The 16,915-nt window shown below is 67.5% G+C and carries 8 protein-coding genes, 1 tRNA gene and 9 pseudogenes; 8 read left to right on the top strand and 10 right to left on the bottom strand.

The genetic code is table 11. From position 1 onward, the window contains the following. Window positions 1–556: 556 nt before the first annotated feature. Window positions 557–1,426, top strand: a pseudogene (locus AD428_RS24745) (tyrosine-type recombinase/integrase); the annotation flags it as partial. An 8-nt stretch (window positions 1,427–1,434) separates the two neighbouring features. On the opposite strand, the pseudogene otnK reads toward AD428_RS24745, so the two are convergent. From otnK to ispB, 7 genes and pseudogenes are all read right to left on the bottom strand, one after another. After that, window positions 1,435–2,109: pseudogene (gene otnK / locus AD428_RS09375) on the bottom strand (3-oxo-tetronate kinase); the annotation flags it as partial. Continuing rightward, window positions 2,106–3,008, bottom strand: a pseudogene (ltnD, locus tag AD428_RS09380) (L-threonate dehydrogenase). The pseudogenes otnK and ltnD, both read right to left, overlap by 4 nt. A gap of 27 nt (window positions 3,009–3,035) precedes the next feature. Next, window positions 3,036–4,181, bottom strand: a complete 1,146-nt coding sequence (denD, locus tag AD428_RS09385; RefSeq protein ID WP_369798729.1) for a D-erythronate dehydrogenase — start codon at window positions 4,179–4,181, stop codon at window positions 3,036–3,038. Continuing rightward, window positions 4,097–4,734 (bottom strand): annotated as a pseudogene (locus AD428_RS09390) (aldolase). The gene denD and the pseudogene AD428_RS09390 overlap by 85 nt, the downstream one beginning before the upstream one ends. A gap of 79 nt (window positions 4,735–4,813) precedes the next feature. Beyond that, window positions 4,814–5,989 (bottom strand): glycosyltransferase family 9 protein, encoded by a 1,176-nt coding sequence (locus tag AD428_RS09395; RefSeq protein WP_082308342.1) that lies wholly within the window; start codon window positions 5,987–5,989, stop codon window positions 4,814–4,816. Between the two features lie 334 nt (window positions 5,990–6,323). Then, window positions 6,324–6,400, bottom strand: a tRNA-Pro gene (locus AD428_RS09400). 64 nt (window positions 6,401–6,464) lie between these two features. Then, window positions 6,465–7,430: an octaprenyl diphosphate synthase gene (gene ispB / locus AD428_RS09405; protein ID WP_053244981.1), complete on the bottom strand. Its 966-nt coding sequence runs from the start codon at window positions 7,428–7,430 to the stop codon at window positions 6,465–6,467. 496 nt (window positions 7,431–7,926) lie between these two features. Here ispB and rplU point away from each other — a divergent pair, with 496 nt between their 5' ends. From rplU to proB, 4 genes and pseudogenes are all read left to right on the top strand, one after another. Beyond that, window positions 7,927–8,238: a 50S ribosomal protein L21 gene (gene rplU, locus AD428_RS09410; RefSeq protein ID WP_053244982.1), complete on the top strand. Its 312-nt coding sequence runs from the start codon at window positions 7,927–7,929 to the stop codon at window positions 8,236–8,238. A 33-nt stretch (window positions 8,239–8,271) separates the two neighbouring features. Further along, entirely contained in the window at window positions 8,272–8,529 is a 258-nt protein-coding gene (rpmA, locus tag AD428_RS09415; protein WP_053244983.1) for a 50S ribosomal protein L27, read from the top strand. 179 nt (window positions 8,530–8,708) lie between these two features. Then, window positions 8,709–9,844 (top strand): annotated as a pseudogene (obgE, locus tag AD428_RS09420) (GTPase ObgE). Between the two features lie 70 nt (window positions 9,845–9,914). After that, window positions 9,915–11,053 (top strand): annotated as a pseudogene (gene proB, locus AD428_RS09425) (glutamate 5-kinase). Window positions 11,054–11,129: 76 nt separating this feature from the next. On the opposite strand, the gene AD428_RS27700 reads toward proB, so the two are convergent. Then, a complete protein-coding gene (locus tag AD428_RS27700) occupies window positions 11,130–11,435 on the bottom strand; it encodes a helix-turn-helix domain-containing protein (protein WP_235489592.1) in 306 nt (101 codons plus the stop codon). Between the two features lie 145 nt (window positions 11,436–11,580). Here AD428_RS27700 and AD428_RS27705 point away from each other — a divergent pair, with 145 nt between their 5' ends. Then, window positions 11,581–11,859, top strand: coding sequence for a hypothetical protein (locus tag AD428_RS27705; protein ID WP_235489596.1), 279 nt, complete (start codon window positions 11,581–11,583; stop codon window positions 11,857–11,859). Between the two features lie 46 nt (window positions 11,860–11,905). Next, a complete protein-coding gene (locus AD428_RS09435; RefSeq protein WP_200908016.1) occupies window positions 11,906–12,355 on the top strand; it encodes a helix-turn-helix domain-containing protein in 450 nt (149 codons plus the stop codon). Window positions 12,356–12,438: 83 nt separating this feature from the next. On the opposite strand, the pseudogene AD428_RS27710 reads toward AD428_RS09435, so the two are convergent. Next, window positions 12,439–13,008: pseudogene (locus AD428_RS27710) on the bottom strand (SecDF P1 head subdomain-containing protein); the annotation flags it as partial. A 351-nt stretch (window positions 13,009–13,359) separates the two neighbouring features. Here AD428_RS27710 and thiC point away from each other — a divergent pair. Further along, window positions 13,360–15,272, top strand: a pseudogene (gene thiC / locus AD428_RS09445) (phosphomethylpyrimidine synthase ThiC). A 380-nt stretch (window positions 15,273–15,652) separates the two neighbouring features. Here thiC and AD428_RS09450 read toward each other — a convergent pair. Then, window positions 15,653–16,915, bottom strand: a pseudogene (locus AD428_RS09450) (FAD-binding oxidoreductase); the annotation flags it as partial.

The raw sequence follows: 16,915 nt of genomic DNA on the forward strand, positions 1-16,915 counted from the left end.
GGCCCAGCTGTCGGCGTGCATGCGGGCGATGAGTTCGGCGTCCTGGCTGCCGGCCAGGCGCAGGACGATCGGCGAAGAGGGCATGGGGCGGGTCGGCTCCTGGGACGGTTCCGGGGAGGCGGCTCGGGCGCGGTTGCCGGATGTGGGCGAGGCCCGCGCGGGAGCGGCCGCCATGGTAGCGGATCGCGGCCGGTTCCTTCGGCGCTTGCTTGCGGGAGCCGGCCCTTGATGGCGGCGGGCGGCGGGAGCCTGCTTGCGCCGCATGATTTCCGCGCGCGCCATTATTTCCATCGAGATTATTCCCACCATTACGGACAGGGTGGGTTAGCGCGCAACCGGAACATCTTGCACACCGACCCGCCGACGTGGCGGGTTTTTCATTTCAGGATGACTCCAGCACCGGACTTCGCTGGACTACGCCACAGCCAGATACAGCAGGTTTATCAAGGACTTAGGCGAATTCAACATATGCCGGTGCTTTCCGAAACTTGACCCGACTTCCCTTCTGTTGGCCCCTAGAAGGCTCCTGGGAACCGGGTCTCTCCGAGGAGTCATCATGGCAAAGATCAAGCTCACCAAGTCCGCTGTCGATGCGGCACAACCCCAGGCGCAGGCCGTCGAACTCCGGGACACGTTGGTGCCCGGCTTCTTGTGCAAGATTACCCCATCGGGTCGCAAGGTGTTCATGCTCCAGTACCGGACGAACGCCGGCGAGCGCCGCAAGCCCGCGCTCGGTCAGTACGGAGAGCTGACCGTCGAACAGGCCCGATCCTTGGCACAGGAGTGGCTGGCTCAGGTACGTCGGGGCGGTGATCCCGGCGCAGCCAAGGCCGAAGCGCGCAAAGCACCTACCGTCGAGGAGCTGTGCAAGAAGTTCATGGAGGATCACTCCAAGAAGCGCAACAAGCCCAGCACCCAGGTCGGCTATCAACGTGTCATCGACCGCTGCATCATCCCGCTGCTGGGCCGCAAGAAGGTCCAGGACGTGAAGCGCCCCGACATTGCCGGGCTGATGGAAAAGTTTTCGTACAAGCCCACCGAGGCGAACAAGGCGTTCAGCATCTTGCGCAAGATGTTCAATCTGGCCGAGGTGTGGGGCTACCGGCCTGATGGCAGCAACCCCTGCCGGCATATCCAGTTGTTTCCGGCTGGCAAGTCCACCCATCTCATCAGCGACGAGGACATGGGCAAGCTGTTCCGACAGCTCGACAAGATCGAGGCCGAAGGGCTGGAGAACTACGTGGTCCCGTTGGCGATCCGCCTGCAGTTCGAGTTCGCTGGCCGCCGTGGCGAAATCGTCTCGCTCGAATGGGAATGGGTCGATCTGGAGAACCGGCGGGTCGTCTGGCCTGATAGCAAGACCGGCGGCATGTCCAAGCCCATGAGCGAGGAAGCCTACCGGCTGCTTTCGACAGCGCCGCACGAATGGCCACGCCCGATCCCTCCCGTCACCAGCGGCATGCCGCGCAGCGCCGGCCCCAGCGCCAGCAGGTCGGCGTTGGACACGGCGTCCACGATGGCGATCTCCACGCCTTCGGACTTCAGCTCGGCGATGCGTTCGGCGATGGCGGCTGCGCCCCGGGCCACCGCCTTGTAGTCGATCAGCCCCACCCGGCGCGCGGTCTGCGCGGCCAGCACGCGCACCAGGTTGGCGTCCGCCATGGGCGTCAGAGGATGGTGGCGCATGCCCGATTCGTTGAGCAGCATGTCGCCCACGAACAGGTAGCCCTTGAACACGGTGCGCTGGTTGTCGGGGAACGCGGGCGTGGCAATGGTGAAGCCCGTGTCCAGCGCGCGCATCAAGGCGTCGGCCACCGGCCCGATATTGCCCTGCGGCGTGCTGTCGAAAGTGGAGCAGTATTTGAAGTAGATCTGCTGCGCCCCCTGCCCGCGCAGCCAGGCCAGCGGCGCCAGCGACAGCGACACCACCTCGGCGGGCGGCGCGGTGCGCGTCTTGAGCGCCACCACGACGGCGTCGGCCCGGGCCTGCAGCGGCCCCTGCGGAACGCCCATGGTCTGCACGGCCCGCATGCCGGCCCGCACCAGGTTGTTGGCCAGATCGGTGGCCCCCGTGAAATCGTCGGCGATGCAGCCCAGCTTGATGCTCATTCGGCCTCCGGCAGCGTGATGCCCGGGAATATCTTGATGACGGCGCTGTCGTCTTCGCGCCCATGACCGGCGCTGGACGCCTGCATGAACATCTGGTGCGCCGTGGACGCCAGCGGCAGCGGAAACTTGCCGTGGCGGGCCGTGTCCAGCACCAGCCCCAGGTCCTTGACGAAGATGTCCACCGCCGACAGCGGCGTGTAGTCGCCCGCCAGCACGTGCGGCATGCGGTTCTCGAACATCCAGCTGTTGCCGGCGCTGTGCGTGATGACTTCATACAGGGCCTGCGGATCCACGCCTTCGCGCAGGCCCAGCGCCATGGCCTCGGCCGCCGCGGCGATGTGCACGCCGGCCAGCAGCTGTTGATGATCTTGACCTTGCTGCCCGTCCCGGCCCGGTCGCCCAGGCGATACACCTTGCCCGCCATGGCCTCCAGCACGCCGCCGCAGGCGGCATACGCCTGCGGGCTGCCGGCGGTCATCATGGTCATTTCGCCGGCGGCCGCCTTGGCCGCGCCGCCCGAGATCGGCGCGTCCAGGTAAAGAATGCCGCGCTCGCGCAGCCTGCCCTCCAGCGCCGCGGACCAGTTCGGATCCACCGTGGAGCACATAACGAACACCGATCCCGGCCGCAGGCCGGCCGCCAGGCCGCCCGCGCCGAACAGCACGTCTTCGGTCTGCGCGGCATTGACCACCACGCTCACCACCACGTCGCATCCTGCGCAGCTGCGCCAGCGACGCGCAGGCCACGCCGCCCTGCGCCGCGAAGGCGGCGCAGGCTTGCGGCCGTATGTCGTAGACGTGCACGGCATACCCGGAGCGGCGCAGGCTTTGCGCAATGCCGACGCCCATGGCGCCCAGCCCGATCACGCCCACGTTCCTGCCTGCCTGGGAAGATTCCATGTGTGCCTCCTTTGCGGCCCGCGCGCCTCAGCGCCCGAGATCGTCGTCCATATAGGCGCGAACGATGGCGGCGAAGTCGCCGTCGCCCTTGAATCCCAGCCGTTCGGCCCGCGCCGTGTCCCAGCGCGCGGGCCAGCTCCCCACGATGCGTTCCACGCGCTCGTCGGCCTGCCAGCGGATGCGCGACGCCGTTTCTTCGCCCGCGATGTCGCGCAGGGCCTGCACCATATCGGCCACCGTGACCGACACGCCGGGAAGATTGATGGGGCGGCGGTCGGCCGCCGCATGGGCGGGCAGTTCCGCGCCCGCCACCAGCGCCTGCACGGCGCGGCGCGGCGACAGCAGCCACAGCCGGGGTGCCCGCCGCCACGGGGCAGATCGCGGATTCGCCATTGAGCTGAGCTCGCGGATGATGCCGCTCGCGAACGAAGAAGCCGCCGCATTGGGCCGGCCCGGCCGCACGCTGATGGTGGGCAGGCGCAGCGTCCATCCGTCGACGAAGCCCCGCCGCGTGCAGTCGGCCAGCAGCAGTTCGGCCATGGCCTTCTGCGCCCCGTAGGACGACTGCGGGTTGAGCGCGGTGTCGTCCCGCACCACCTCCGGCAGCGCGCCGCCGTATACCGCCACCGAACTGGTGAACACCACGCGCGGGCAATGGCCCAGCTGGCGGCAGCGCTCCAGCAGCGCCCGCGATGCGTCGAGATTGATGCGCATGCCCAGGTCGAAGTCGGCCTCGGCCTGCCCGCTCACCACCGCGGCCAGGTGGAAGATCACGCGCGTCTTCGCATCGATGGCGCGCTCCAGCACGGCCGGGTCGGAGATGTCGCCCGCCATGGCCCGCACTCTGGCGTCGCCGAAGTCGGGGGCGGCGGCGAGATCCAGCAGATCGATGCGGGCAATGGGTTCCAGCGAGCCGTCTTCGCGCCGCAGCCCGCCCTGGCCAGCAACTGGCGGGCCAGGCGCTGGCCCAGGAAACCGGCGCCGCCGGTAATCAGGATATTCATGGAATGTGCTCGGAAAGCGGCGCCTCGGGCGCCGGACAGGACGGAAAGAAAAAGAGAACGCGGAGCGCAGGCATGCCCGGCCGCTCAGTCGTGCGCGCCGAAAACGGCGCGCAATTCCTCGATGGCCGCGGGCGGCAGCGGCTCGGGGCGGGGCGAGGTCATGAGCCACAGACGCGCGGTTTCCTCCAGCTCCTCCAGCGCGTGCGCGGCCTGCGACACCGAGCGCGCCCACACGATGGGGCCCAGCCGCTCGAAAAGCGCGCCGCGCACCCTGCCCGCCAACGCCGCCACCTGCGCGCCGCCTGCGGATCGCCCGGCCGCCGGTAGCGGACCAGCGGGATGCGCCCCACTTTCATGACCTGATAAGGCGTGATCGGCGGCAGCACCTCGTCTTCGCGCCACACGCCGGCCAGGGTCAGCGCCACCAGGTGCGTGGAATGGGTGTGGACGATGCCGCGCGCCGAGGGATCGGCCGCATAGACGCCCCGGTGCAGCGCCAGCGTCTTGGAAGGCCTGCCGCCCGAAACCGGATTGCCGCCTGCATCCACCTTGGCCAGCTCGGCGGGATCGAGCCGGCCCAGGCAGGCGTCGGTGGGCGTGATGAGCCAGCCATCGTCCAGGCGCGCGCTGATATTGCCGGCGGACCCGACCGTATAGCCGCGGTTGTAGAGACTCGCTCCCACGGCGCAGATTTCCTCGCGGATGCGGGACTCCTGGCTCATGCCGCGCTCCGGCGCGATAAAGCGCGGCATCGCCTCGGGGCCTGCGTCATGCTCGTCTCCTCGATGATTTATCGGATCATCATACAAATTTGGCGGCAAGGCGGCACGCGGAGTAACCCTGAAACCCCTGGCCACGCCCCTCGCGGCAGCCTCTCGCCCCGTATCGTCTCGGACGAACGGACGCGCTCAGAGACTGCGCGCCCTCAGCGCGGCGCGCCAGCGCGCTTGGCCGGCGCCCTCGAGCGAAGGGCCGTCCGCGCTCATGAACGGACGGCGCGGCGCCATGAGGGCTGGTGGCGGACTGGCGCGCCGGCCGCGCCCGATAGGCCGCCAGCGCCGCGAGGCAGGCATCGCGCACCCGGTGCGGAACAATGGAGTCGATGTTGTCCGAGCCGTCGTCCGGCACCACGTCGCGGGCATGATCGCGCCGCCAGAACCATTCGGGATTGGGCTCGTTGAAAACGCCCACGTATGGCACGCCGGCCGCCTGCGCGATGTGCGAAGGGCCGCAGTCGTTGGCCACGATCAAACGGGCGGGCAGCATCATGGCCGCCAGCTCCGGCACGGTGCGGCAATGCTCGATGCGGAAATCGGGGCGCGCCAGCGCGCGCAGCAGCGACCAGCTCCCGCGCCTCGTCGGGCCCCAGCACGAAGGTGAATCGCGCGTCCGGCCCCAGCGCGGGCTTGAGCAGGCCGCCAGCGCGATGTAGCGCCCGATGTCCCAGCGCTTGAACGCGCCCGAACCGCCGCCCGGAATGAAGACCACGTCGGCGGGGGCACCCGGCCGCGCACGGCGCGCGGCAAGCGCGCCGAAACACTGCCTGGCGGCGGTTTCCGGATCCACCGGACGATAGGTCGAGAGCATGCGCAGGCCCGACAGGCCGATGTACTCGGACTCGTCCTTGACGTGATGGTGCGTCCACACCGCGTCGGTGAGCCGCGCATGGCGGTAGCCCATGCGCAGGGGCGGGCGGCGCAGCAGATTGATCAGGCCGAAGCGCTCGCTGGTGTGATGGAGGTTGACCGACATCATCGCGTGGCGCGGCAGGCTGGCGAGCTGGCGGCGAAAGTCCGGCGCCATGACGAACTCGTCCACCCACGGCAGGTCGCGGTAGAAACTGCCCACGTCATACTTGGACACCACGCGCAGCCGCTTGCGCGGCCACCATTGCGCGAGCTGGTACAGCGTGGGAAACGCCACGATCTGGTCGCCGTAGCGAAAATGGCTGCGCAGGAAAACAACGATATCGGACATGAACCGGCATTGCGGGGCAACCGCCCGCCAAACAAAACACGCGGGCAGGCTAGCACGCGCGACTCGGCTCAATGTCTCGAAGGTTTACGAAAGCGCTCAGCGTTGCAGCTTCTTGGACGCGCTTCGCCCGCGCGCCCGCGCGGCCGCACGATTCGGAGAGAAGGCGATACAGACCGGATACATTACATCGGCACGGGCCATGCCCGCGCCGTTCCGCGGTTCCGCGGTTTCGATTGCACTCCCCAGCCAGCGCCGAGGCAACAAAAAAACCGGCACCGCTTGCGCGATACCGGCTCTTGCCGATGGAATTCCACCGAGAATTCGACCACATGAGTGGTCGGGGCGAGAGGATTCGAACCTCCGACTCCTGCGTCCCGAACGCAGTACTCTACCAGGCTGAGCTACGCCCCGATTCCGATGCAGTGGTTTCCTGCGGTTTTAGTACACGGGAAAACCGCCTGCTCGTCTTTTTTCGCTAGCGATCTCTGTTCACCGCGAAAGCGCAGAATTCTAGCAGAGATTTTCGGTAAATGGAAGCGGGGTAGCAGGAAAGCGCATCGCTGGCCAGCCTGGCTTCGGCCTCGGCGGCCTTCATGGCGTGGTCCAGCGCGTCGGTGGCCTGGATGGCGGCCGCCACGGCGGCGAAGTCGGCATCGCCCGTGCGGATGGCATCGCGGATCAGTTGCTGCTGCTGCGGGGTGCCCACTTCCATGACGCGGATGAACGGCAGGGTCGGCTTGCCTTCGCGCAGGTCGTCGCCCACGTTCTTGCCCAGGGCGGCCGCATCGCCACGGTAGTCGAGCACGTCGTCCACGATCTGGAAGGCCGTGCCGACGTGGCGGCCATAGGCCGCGGCCGCGTCTTCCTGTTCGGGCGTGGCGCCGGCCAGCACGGCGCCCACCCGGGCGGCCGCCTCGAACAGCTTGGCCGTCTTGTAGCGCACGACCTGCAGGTAGCGCTCCTGCGAAACGTCGGGGTCGTGTACGTTGAGCAGTTGCAGCACCTCGCCTTCGGCGATGACGGTGGTGGCCTCCGACAGAATGCTCATGATGCGCATCGAGTCCGCCTCGACCATCATCTCGAACGACCGGGAATACAGGTAGTCGCCCACCAGCACGCTGGCCGCGTTGCCGAACACGGCGTTGGCCGTCTCGCGCCCGCGGCGCAGGTCCGACTCGTCCACCACGTCGTCGTGCAGCAGCGTGGCGGTATGGATGAATTCGACCACGGCGGCCAGCAGGTGGTGCCGCTCGCCCTCGTAGCCCAGCGCGCGCGCCACCATGAGCACCAGGGCCGGACGCATGCGCTTGCCGCCCGCCCCGATGATGTAGTCGCCTATCGTACGGATCAGCACCACATCGGAATTCAGCCGCTGGCGGATGACCGCGTCGACGGCTTTCATGTCGTCAGCTATGGGGGCAATGAGCGCGGGGAGATTCAAGACGTATCCGGAGAGTGAAGCGAGCCAGGGTAGGCTCTTGCCGCAAGGCCGCCACGGGGCGGGGGATTCGACCAGCGATTATACGGGCTGCGACCGGATCGTTCCGGCTCCGGCCGCGCCGGCGTTCGCCGCGCGGGCGGCTGCCCGCCCGATACGCGCGCGCCACGGCTAAGCCCTTAGTGGGCAAGGTCTTTTTGACTTTTTCCACAGGCGCGGCTAGAATTTCCGATTCGGCTAGCAATGGCCGGAATTGCGTCGGCTGCGGGCGTTTGCCTGGGCGGGTGCGCGGAAAGCCGCAGGCAGGGGCCAGGCATTGTGTCCGGAGGCGCCAGTTGAAAGCCCGCGGCAAATCCGAGGCCCAAGCCGGGAATCCCGAACAAACCCGGGATGTCCGGCCCGGATGCCTATCTCGGATACCCAACCCGGATACCCGAACCTGGCTTCCGAAACTTCCGCGAGCGCCCCGCAGCCATTACCCATTTAAGGAAATACCCCCATGTACGCGGTCATAAAAACCGGCGGCAAGCAATATCGTGTTGCTGCTGGCGAAAAACTCAAGATAGAACAGATACCGGCTGACATTGGGCAAGAAATCACCCTGGACCAGGTGTTGTCCGTGGGCGAAGGCGACCAGCTCAAGGTTGGCACGCCCCTCGTCTCGGGCGCCGTGGTCAAGGCGACGGTTCTTGCGCAAGGCCGCCACGACAAGGTCAAGATCTTCAAGATGCGCCGTCGCAAGCACTATCAGAAGCATCAGGGCCACCGTCAGAACTACACCGAAATCCGCATCGAAGCCATCACGGCCTGATCGGATCCGGCACCACATTAGCAGGAGCTAAACATGGCACAGAAAAAGGGCGGCGGCTCTACGCGTAACGGTCGCGACTCAGAATCGAAGCGACTGGGCGTCAAGGTTTTTGGCGGCCAACAGATCCCGGCTGGCTCGATCATCGTGCGCCAGCGCGGCACCCGTTTCCACGCTGGCGTGAACGTCGGCATGGGCAAGGACCACACGCTGTTCGCGCTGGTCGACGGCAAGGTTCAATTCGGCTACAAAGGCGCATTGAACAAGCAGACCGTGTCGGTCGTGGCCGAATAATCGGGCCACCCATCCGCTGGCGCGGCATGCCGCGCCGGCACACGGCAAAAGCCCTGCCGCATGCGGCAGGGCTTTTTGTTTTAGGGCAGAATGAACGCCATGCCCCCGGCGCCGCTGCGTGCGGACGCCCGGCGCCACCGGCGCGACGCCCCTCTTCATTATTCACACGCGCAGACATCATGAAATTCGTAGACGAAGCCACCATCGAGGTCATCGCCGGCAAAGGCGGCAATGGCGTGGCGAGCTTTCGCCGCGAGAAATTCATTCCCAAGGGCGCCCGGACGGCGGCGACGGCGGCCGGGGCGGCAGCATCTATGCCGTGGCCGATCGCAACATCAACACGCTGATCGACTTCCGCTACGCGCGCCTGCACCGGGCCAAGAACGGCGAAAACGGCCGTGGTTCCGACCAGTACGGCGCGGCGGCTCCCGACATCACCCTGCGCGTGCCTGTGGGCACCATGATCCACGACGCCGAGACCGGCGAGCTGCTGTTCGACCTGAACCGGCATGGCCAGAAGGTCACGCTGGCCGCGGGCGGACAAGGCGGCATGGGCAACATCCATTTCAAGTCCAGCGTGAACCGCGCGCCGCGTCAATGGACGCCCGGCAAGGAAGGCGAGCACCGCGTCCTGCGCATGGAGCTGAAGGTGCTGGCCGACGTGGGCCTGCTGGGCCTGCCCAATGCGGGCAAGTCCACGCTCATCAGCCGCATCTCGAACGCCAAACCCAAGATCGCCGACTACCCGTTCACCACCCTGCACCCCAACCTGGGCGTGGTGCGCACCTCGCCCTCGCGCAGTTTCGTGGTGGCCGACATCCCGGGCCTGATCGAGGGCGCGTCCGAAGGCGCGGGCCTGGGCCACCTGTTCCTGCGCCACCTGGCGCGCACGCGCGTGCTGCTGCACCTGGTGGACGTGTCCAGCCCCGATCCCGACCAGGATCCCATCGAGCAGGCCGTACAGGATGCGCGCGCCATCGTGGAGGAACTGCGCCGCTACGATCCCGCGCTGGCCGGCAAGCCGCGCTGGCTGGTCCTGAACAAGCTCGACATGGTCGAAGACCCGGACGCGGTCAAGAAGCGTTTTTGCGAGTTGTACGGCTGGACCGGTCCCGTGTTCGGCATCTCCGGCCTGTCCGGCGAAGGTACGCAGGACCTGATCTGGGCGCTGCAGGACTACCTGGACGCCCAGCGCGAGAAAGACCAGGAGGCGCAAGACCGCGCCGACGGCTCCTACGTGGCCGAAGACCCCCGCTTCGACGAAACGCGTTCCGACGCCCTGCCCCCCGACGCGCCGCGCGGCGGTGACGAATAAGCCATAATCGCATTCCTTCCGATCGGGTTTTTTCGCGCCGCAGTCCGTTTACACGCAGTACGCCGTCATCATGTCCGTCGAATCCGCTTCCTCCGTGTCCGTCGTCGCCAGCGCCCAGCGGCTGGTCGCCAAGGTCGGTTCCTCGCTGGTCACCAATGAAGGGCGCGGCCTGGACCGCGCGCCGTGGCGCACTGGGCCGCGCAGATCGCCGCGCTGCGCAAGCACGGCAGGCAGGTGGTGCTGGTGTCCAGCGGCGCCATCGCCGAAGGCATGGCGCGCCTGGGATGGCGCAAGCGTCCGTCGGTCATGCACGAGCTGCAGGCTGCGGCCGCCGTCGGGCAGATGGGTCTTTGCCAGGCCTACGAGGCCGCCTTCGCCGAACATGGCCTGCGCACGGCCCAGATCCTGCTGACGCACGAAGACCTGGCCGACCGGCACCGCTACCTGAACGCGCGCAGCACGCTGTTCGCCCTGCTGCGCATGGGCGTGGTGCCCATCGTCAACGAGAACGACACCGTGGTCACCGACGAGATCCGGCTGGGCGACAACGACACGCTGGGCGCGCTGGTGACGAATCTCATCGAAGCCGACGCGCTCATCATTCTTACCGATCAGCGCGGCCTGTACGACGCCGATCCGCGCAAGAACCCGGACGCGCGATTTCTCTCGCACGTGCAGGCCGGCGACCCGGCCCTGGAAGCCATGGCGGGCGGCGCCGGCACGGGCATCGGCACGGGCGGCATGCTGACCAAGGTGCTGGCGGCCAAGCGTGCCGCGCACAGCGGCGCCCACACCGTGATCGCCTCGGGGCGCGAGCGCAACGTGCTGACGCGGCTGGCCGAAGGCGAATGCATAGGCACCGAACTGCGGGCCGTGCTGCCAGTGTGGTCGGCGCGCAAGCAGTGGCTCGCCGATCACCTGCGGCTGCGCGGCCGCGTGGTGCTCGACGACGGCGCCGTGCAGGCGCTGCTGCAAGACGGCAAGAGCCTGCTGCCCATCGGCGTCACCGCCGTGGAAGGCGAGTTCGGGCGCGGCGACGTGGTGTCGTGCGTGGACGGCGCCGGCCGCGAATGCGCGCGCGGACTCATCAATTACTCATCGGCGGACACCCGCCGCATCCTGCGCCAGCCATCGAGCCAGATCGCGCGCATCCTGGGCAGCATGACCGACCCGGAACTCATGCACCGCGACAACATGGTAGTGCTGTAGCGGGTGGTGCTGCCGCGCCGCCGGCCGAAGCGTCCGCCCGCGCGGCAGCGGGGCGAAGCATGAGCGGCGCGTGCGTTCAGGCCTCGACGATCGCTTCGCAGAACTCGGCCTGTGCAGGCAGCATCATGTAGCCCCAACCCCGCACGGCGACCACCGGCAGGTCGATGTTCAGCCGGCGGGCCTTGCTGCGCAGGCGCGATACCAGCACGTCGACCCGTCGCGCGCCGTCGTGAGCGGCTTCGGAACAAGATGGAAAGAAGCGTTCGCGCGCCAGGCACTGGCCCGGCGCGTTCAGCAGGCGGATGAAAAAGGCACGCTCGTTCGCGGTGAGGGGCAGCCGCTCGCCAGCGGGCCCGGCCAGCACGCTGGCCTGCCCGTCCACGTGCCAGCACGGGCGGGCCGGGCACGGCTCGCCGGCGCCGCTCAGGTTGCGCAGCAGCGCGTCCCATCGCGCGCCTCGATGGCGGCGGACAGGGCAGGTGTCGGCCCCGGCATCGAGCGCGGCAATACGGCTGGCAGGCGCTGGCGTGGGCCTGCCATACCAGGGCGGCGCCCGGCGCGGCCTGGCGCAAGGCGGCAATGCGCTGCGGGATCTGCTCGCACTCGCCCTGCACGACGACCGCTTCGGCGCTGAAATTGCGCAGGTCGGCGAATACGCGCTCCCAGGATTGGTATTCGACGACACGCCAGCGATAACCGCGCAATGCCTGCGCAAGCGCGGCGTCGGCCGCGTTGTGGATCTGCACCATGAAGACGCAGCCCGTTTGCCGCATGGGATGTCTCCTACGCTCATATCACCTAGGTGATAGTTATAACCACCAACGTGTTTTAGCGGCAAGCTTCAATCGACGCGTGAGAACATTTTCGGACCGACTGAAGCATGCCCGGCTTTTGCGTGGCTACACGCAAAAGGATCTTGCGCGGCTGTCGCGCCTGTCGCAAAGCGCCATCGGCAGTTACGAGAGCGGGCTGCGCCAATCCAGCCGCTCGCTGCGCAAGCTGGCGCACGTGCTGAAGGTCGAGGTGGAGTGGCTGGAAACGGGCAAGGGCCCCATGGAGCCGCCGCTCGAAAGCTACGATCTGAGCAATACGCTGCCGCCCGTCATCGTGGCCGACTCGGCCAACCGCACAAGCCGGCGCCCGCGTCCGCAGGCGCCGTGGCCCTTCCCCAATATCTCTCCTTCGCGGTTCGACGCGCTGTCTCCCGCCGAGCGCCTGCTGCTCGAGGAACTGAACAAGACTTTTCTCGATACCGTGCAGGCGCAGCGGACGCCGCGTCCGCGCGGCCGCAAATCCGGCTGAGCACGCCGCCGTCCGGCGCGCCAATGCAAAACCCCGGCCTGGACGGCCGGTTTGCATTGAGAGCCCCGCGCGCTCGAGGAATCAGGGCTTGGAAGCGGGCGCGGGCGCCGTGGGAGCGCCGGCCGGGCGGCGGGGGCGTCGCCGCGGATCTTGGCCGCGATTTCGGAGGCCGCCTGGGCCGAGGATACGCTGAACGCCAGCACGCCGCGGTTGAGCGGCTCGCCGATGCGCGGCGCGGCGATGAGTTCGCGGTCGATCACGAGCGCGAGCATGTTGCCCACGTTCTTGGTGCTCACTTCGGTCAGCTTGCGCGCGCCGGCTTCGGAAAAGCGCAGACCCACGAAGTTCTTGCCCTGGCGGTCGACCAGGGCCGCCGCTTCGGTGAGGTCGGCGCGCGTCAGTACGGGCTGCTGCTGCATGTACAGCTTGCCGTCGGGCAGGCTGACTTCGACCAGGCCCGGCGCCGACTGCGTCTGCGCGACATAGAACTCCACCGTGGAAGCAGTGGCCGGAGAGCTCGCCGGGGCCTGCTGCTGGCCCGCCTGCTGCGTGGCGTCGGCGCCGGAGCTCTTAGTCGGGGCGGTCTTGCAACCCGCAAGCGCCAAAGTCACGACCATGAGGGCGGGCGCCAGTTTGCGTAGTGTCAGTTGCATGCTCGATTCCTTCTTTAATGGACTAAGAAGCCGGACGGCTTTGCGGCGTCCGGCGCACTGAAAAAAGTGTACAGAAGCTGAAAGGCGGTGTGGCCGCAGACTGATTCCAAATGTAAAGCGTTAATACGACCCGCGGATTGCAGCGTGCGTAGCCGCCCCGCGCGCGCAGGCTCTATACTTCGGCTTCGTGCAGGGGTACTCGCCGCTGCCCTTTCCGGGCCGCGGCGTGTTGAGAGAGTCCCTTCGTACCAGTACGGATAATGCCGATGCTGGGAGCCGTCTTCCCGTCCAGCGCGCCGCGCCGCGGGAATTCCTTCCCGATCGGCTCCAACCTTTCGTTTGGAGCTTTCCATGAACGCCAATCCCAAATTCCTGGCCGCCACCGCCGAAGTGGACGCGGCGCCGTCGCGCCTTTGCCCCGTTCCCGCAAGGTGTACCAGACCGGCACGCGGCCGGACATCCGCGTGCCCTTCCGGGAAATCGAGCAGGACGACACGCCGACCATGTTCGGCGGCGAGAAGAACCCGCCGCTGACAGTCTACGACACCAGCGGTCCGTATACGGACCCGGACGTCAAGATCGACATCCGCCGCGGCCTGCCGGAGCTGCGCCGCGCCTGGATCGAAGAACGCGGCGACACGGAATTGCTGGCTGGCCCGACCAGCGAATACGGCAAGCAGCGCCTGACCGACCCGAAGCTGACCGCCATGCGCTTCGACCTGCGCCGCCCGCCCCGCCGCGCGCGCAGCGGGGCCAACGTAACGCAGATGCACTATGCCCGCCGCGGCATCATCACGCCCGAGATGGAGTTCGTGGCCATCCGCGAGAACCTGCGCCGCGAGCAGTACCTGCAATCGCTGCGCGACAGCGGCCCCGAAGGCGAGAAGCTGGCCCGCCGGCTGCTGCGCCAGCATCCGGGCCAGTCTTTCGGCGCGTCCATTCCCGCGGCCATCACGCCCGAGTTCGTGCGCGACGAGGTCGCGCGCGGCCGCGCCATCATCCCGGCCAACATCAACCATCCGGAAATCGAGCCCATGGCCATCGGCCGCAATTTCCTGGTGAAGATCAACGCCAACATCGGCAATTCCGCCGTCAGTTCCGGCATCGGCGAGGAAGTGGAGAAAATGACCTGGGCCATCCGCTGGGGCGGCGACACGGTCATGGACCTCTCCACCGGCAAGCACATCCACGAGACGCGCGAGTGGATCATCCGCAACTCGCCGGTGCCGATCGGCACGGTGCCCATCTACCAGGCGCTTGAGAAAGTGGACGGCAAGGCCGAGGAGCTGACCTGGGAGATCTTCCGCGACACGCTGATCGAGCAGGCCGAACAGGGGGTGGACTACTTCACCATCCATGCCGGCGTGCGCCTGCCCTTCATTCCCATGACCGCCGACCGCATGACGGGTATTGTCTCGCGCGGCGGCTCCATCATGGCCAAGTGGTGCCTGGCGCATCACAAGGAAAGCTTCCTCTACGAACGTTTCGAGGAAATCTGCGAAATCATGAAGGCGTATGACGTGAGCTTCTCGCTGGGCGACGGCCTGCGGCCGGGCTCGGGCTACGACGCCAACGACGAGGCGCAGTTCGCCGAACTCAAGACGCTGGGCGAACTGACCCGGATCGCCTGGAAGCACGACGTGCAGGTCATGATCGAAGGCCCGGGCCACGTGCCGATGCAGATGATCAAGGAGAACATGGACCTGCAGCTCGAGCACTGTCACGAAGCGCCGTTCTATACCCTGGGGCCGCTCACCACCGACATCGCGCCGGGCTACGACCACATCACCTCGGGCATCGGCGCGGCGCTGATCGGCTGGTACGGCACGGCAATGCTCTGCTACGTGACGCCGAAGGAACACCTGGGCCTGCCTAACAAGAAAGACGTGAAGGACGGCATCATCACGTACAAGATCGCGGCCCACGCGGCGGACCTGGCCAAGGGCCATCCGGGCGCAGCGATCCGCGACAACGCGCTGTCCAAGGCGCGTTTCGAGTTTCGCTGGGAAGACCAGTTCAACCTGGGCCTGGACCCGGATACGGCGCGCGAGTTCCACGACGAGACGCTGCCCAAGGATTCGATGAAGGTCGCGCATTTCTGCTCCATGTGCGGCCCGCACTTCTGCAGCATGAAGATCACCCAGGACGTGCGCGACTATGCCGCGTCGCTGGGTGTGAGTGAAAAAGAAGCCCTGCAGAAGGGCATGCAGGAAAAGTCGGTGGAGTTCGTGCGGAAGGGGGCCGAGGTTTATCACCGGCAGTGAGGGCCTGCTGAAGCGGAGTTTGCGGGTCTGCCGGGGCGCGGCTTGGGTTCTTGGGCCGCCCGGCACTCGAACCTCGACCGCCGGCCGGGACGGGCCGCGTGCCTGGGGGTCGCGCCACGGGCGCAGGCGGAGGGGAATCCTGCGACGCCCGCCCCGCACCGGCCGCGCGAGCGGCCTTGCGGGCCTCGCGCGGCGTCTTGCGTCGTGATGATGACGCTTCGCGTGCGGCATGGGCGCCGGTTTGGCGTCCGCCTCTTTGGAGGCAGTCAAGCCGGACTGACATGGCGGGTCTGCCGGCATCCCTCCGCAGTCTCGCCCGCGCACGCTCTCCCGATGCGCGCCAGCGCGCATGCCAGACTGACATCCGGGCGCCCGAAAACTTAGAGCAACTTCCCCGGATTCATGATCCCCGCAGGATCCAGCACCGCCTTGATCTCCCGCATCAAGCGCAACTCCAGCGGATTCTTGCTGTGCAGGAAATGGTCCCGCTTCAACTGCCCGATTCCGTGCTCCGCCGAAATGCTGCCGCCGTAGCGATTCACCTCGTCCAGCACGGCATCCGTGATCGCCGCCCCGTGCGCCGCCGCCCAATCGCGGTCGCGCGGCCGGGCGCGACAGGTTGTAGTGGAGATTGCCGTCGCCGAAGTGGCCGAAGATGTACGGCCGGATATCGGGGTACAGGGCCCGCACCCGCGCCTCGGCGGAAGCCATGAAATCGGGAATGCGCTCGATAGGCAGCGAAACATCGTGCTTGAGGTGCGGGCCATCGGCGCGCTGCGCCTCCGAGATTTCCTCGCGCAGCTTCCACAGCGCCTGCAGCTGCGCCAGCGAGGCCGAGACGGCCGCGTCCAGGCACAGCCCCTCTTCGAGCGCCTGGCCGATCACGCTTTCGAGCAGCGCATTGAGCGCCGCCTCGTCGGCCGTGTCGGCCAGCTCCACCAGCACGTAGGCCGGATAGCGCTGGGCAAAGGGTTCCTGCACGCCCTCAGCGTGCTTCAGCACCAGGTCTACGCAGTCGCCGGAAAAGAATTCGAACGCCTGCAGGCGCGCGCCGCACTTCTGGAACAGCAGCTCGAAAAGCCGCAGGGCCTGCATGGGCGACTCCACCGCCGCCAGCACCACCGAACGCACGTCGGTCCGGGGAAACAGCCGCAGCGCCACCGCGGTGATCACGCCCAGCGTGCCTTCGGAACCGATCAGCAGCTGCTTGAGGTCGTAGCCCGTGTTGTCCTTGCGCAGCGTGCGCAGGCCGTGGAACACCTCGCCGGTGGGCAGCACGGCTTCCAGGCCCAGCACCAGCTCGCGGGCCATGCCGTAGCGCACCACGTTGACGCCGCCGGCATTGGTGGCGACGTTGCCGCCGATCTGGCTGGAATCCTCGGCCGCCAGCGACAACGGCAACAGGCGCCCGGCTTCCTGCGCCGCGCGGCGCAGATTACCCAGGATGCAGCCCGCCTCGGCCACCATGGTATTGGCGATGGTGTCGATGGAACGGATGGCGTTCATCCGATCCAGGCTGAGCACCACGTTGGGCGGCGAGGCGTCCGGCGTCGCGCCGCCGCACAGCCCGGTATTGCCGCCGCGCGGCACCACGGCCACGCCGGCCTGCTGGCGCTGCGCGAGGCAGGCCGCGACCTCTTCCG

The sequence above is a fragment of the Achromobacter sp. DMS1 genome, assembly GCF_001270295.1.

What these genes read in the sequence shown, in the direction of transcription:
- rplU (WP_053244982.1), top strand. Translation starts at nt 7,927, where the DNA reads ATGTACGCGGTCATAAAAACCGGCGGCAAGCAATATCGTGTTGCTGCT.
- AD428_RS09395 (WP_082308342.1), bottom strand. Translation starts at nt 5,989, where the DNA reads ATGTCCGATATCGTTGTTTTCCTGCGCAGCCATTTTCGCTACGGCGAC.
- rpmA (WP_053244983.1), top strand. Translation starts at nt 8,272, where the DNA reads ATGGCACAGAAAAAGGGCGGCGGCTCTACGCGTAACGGTCGCGACTCA.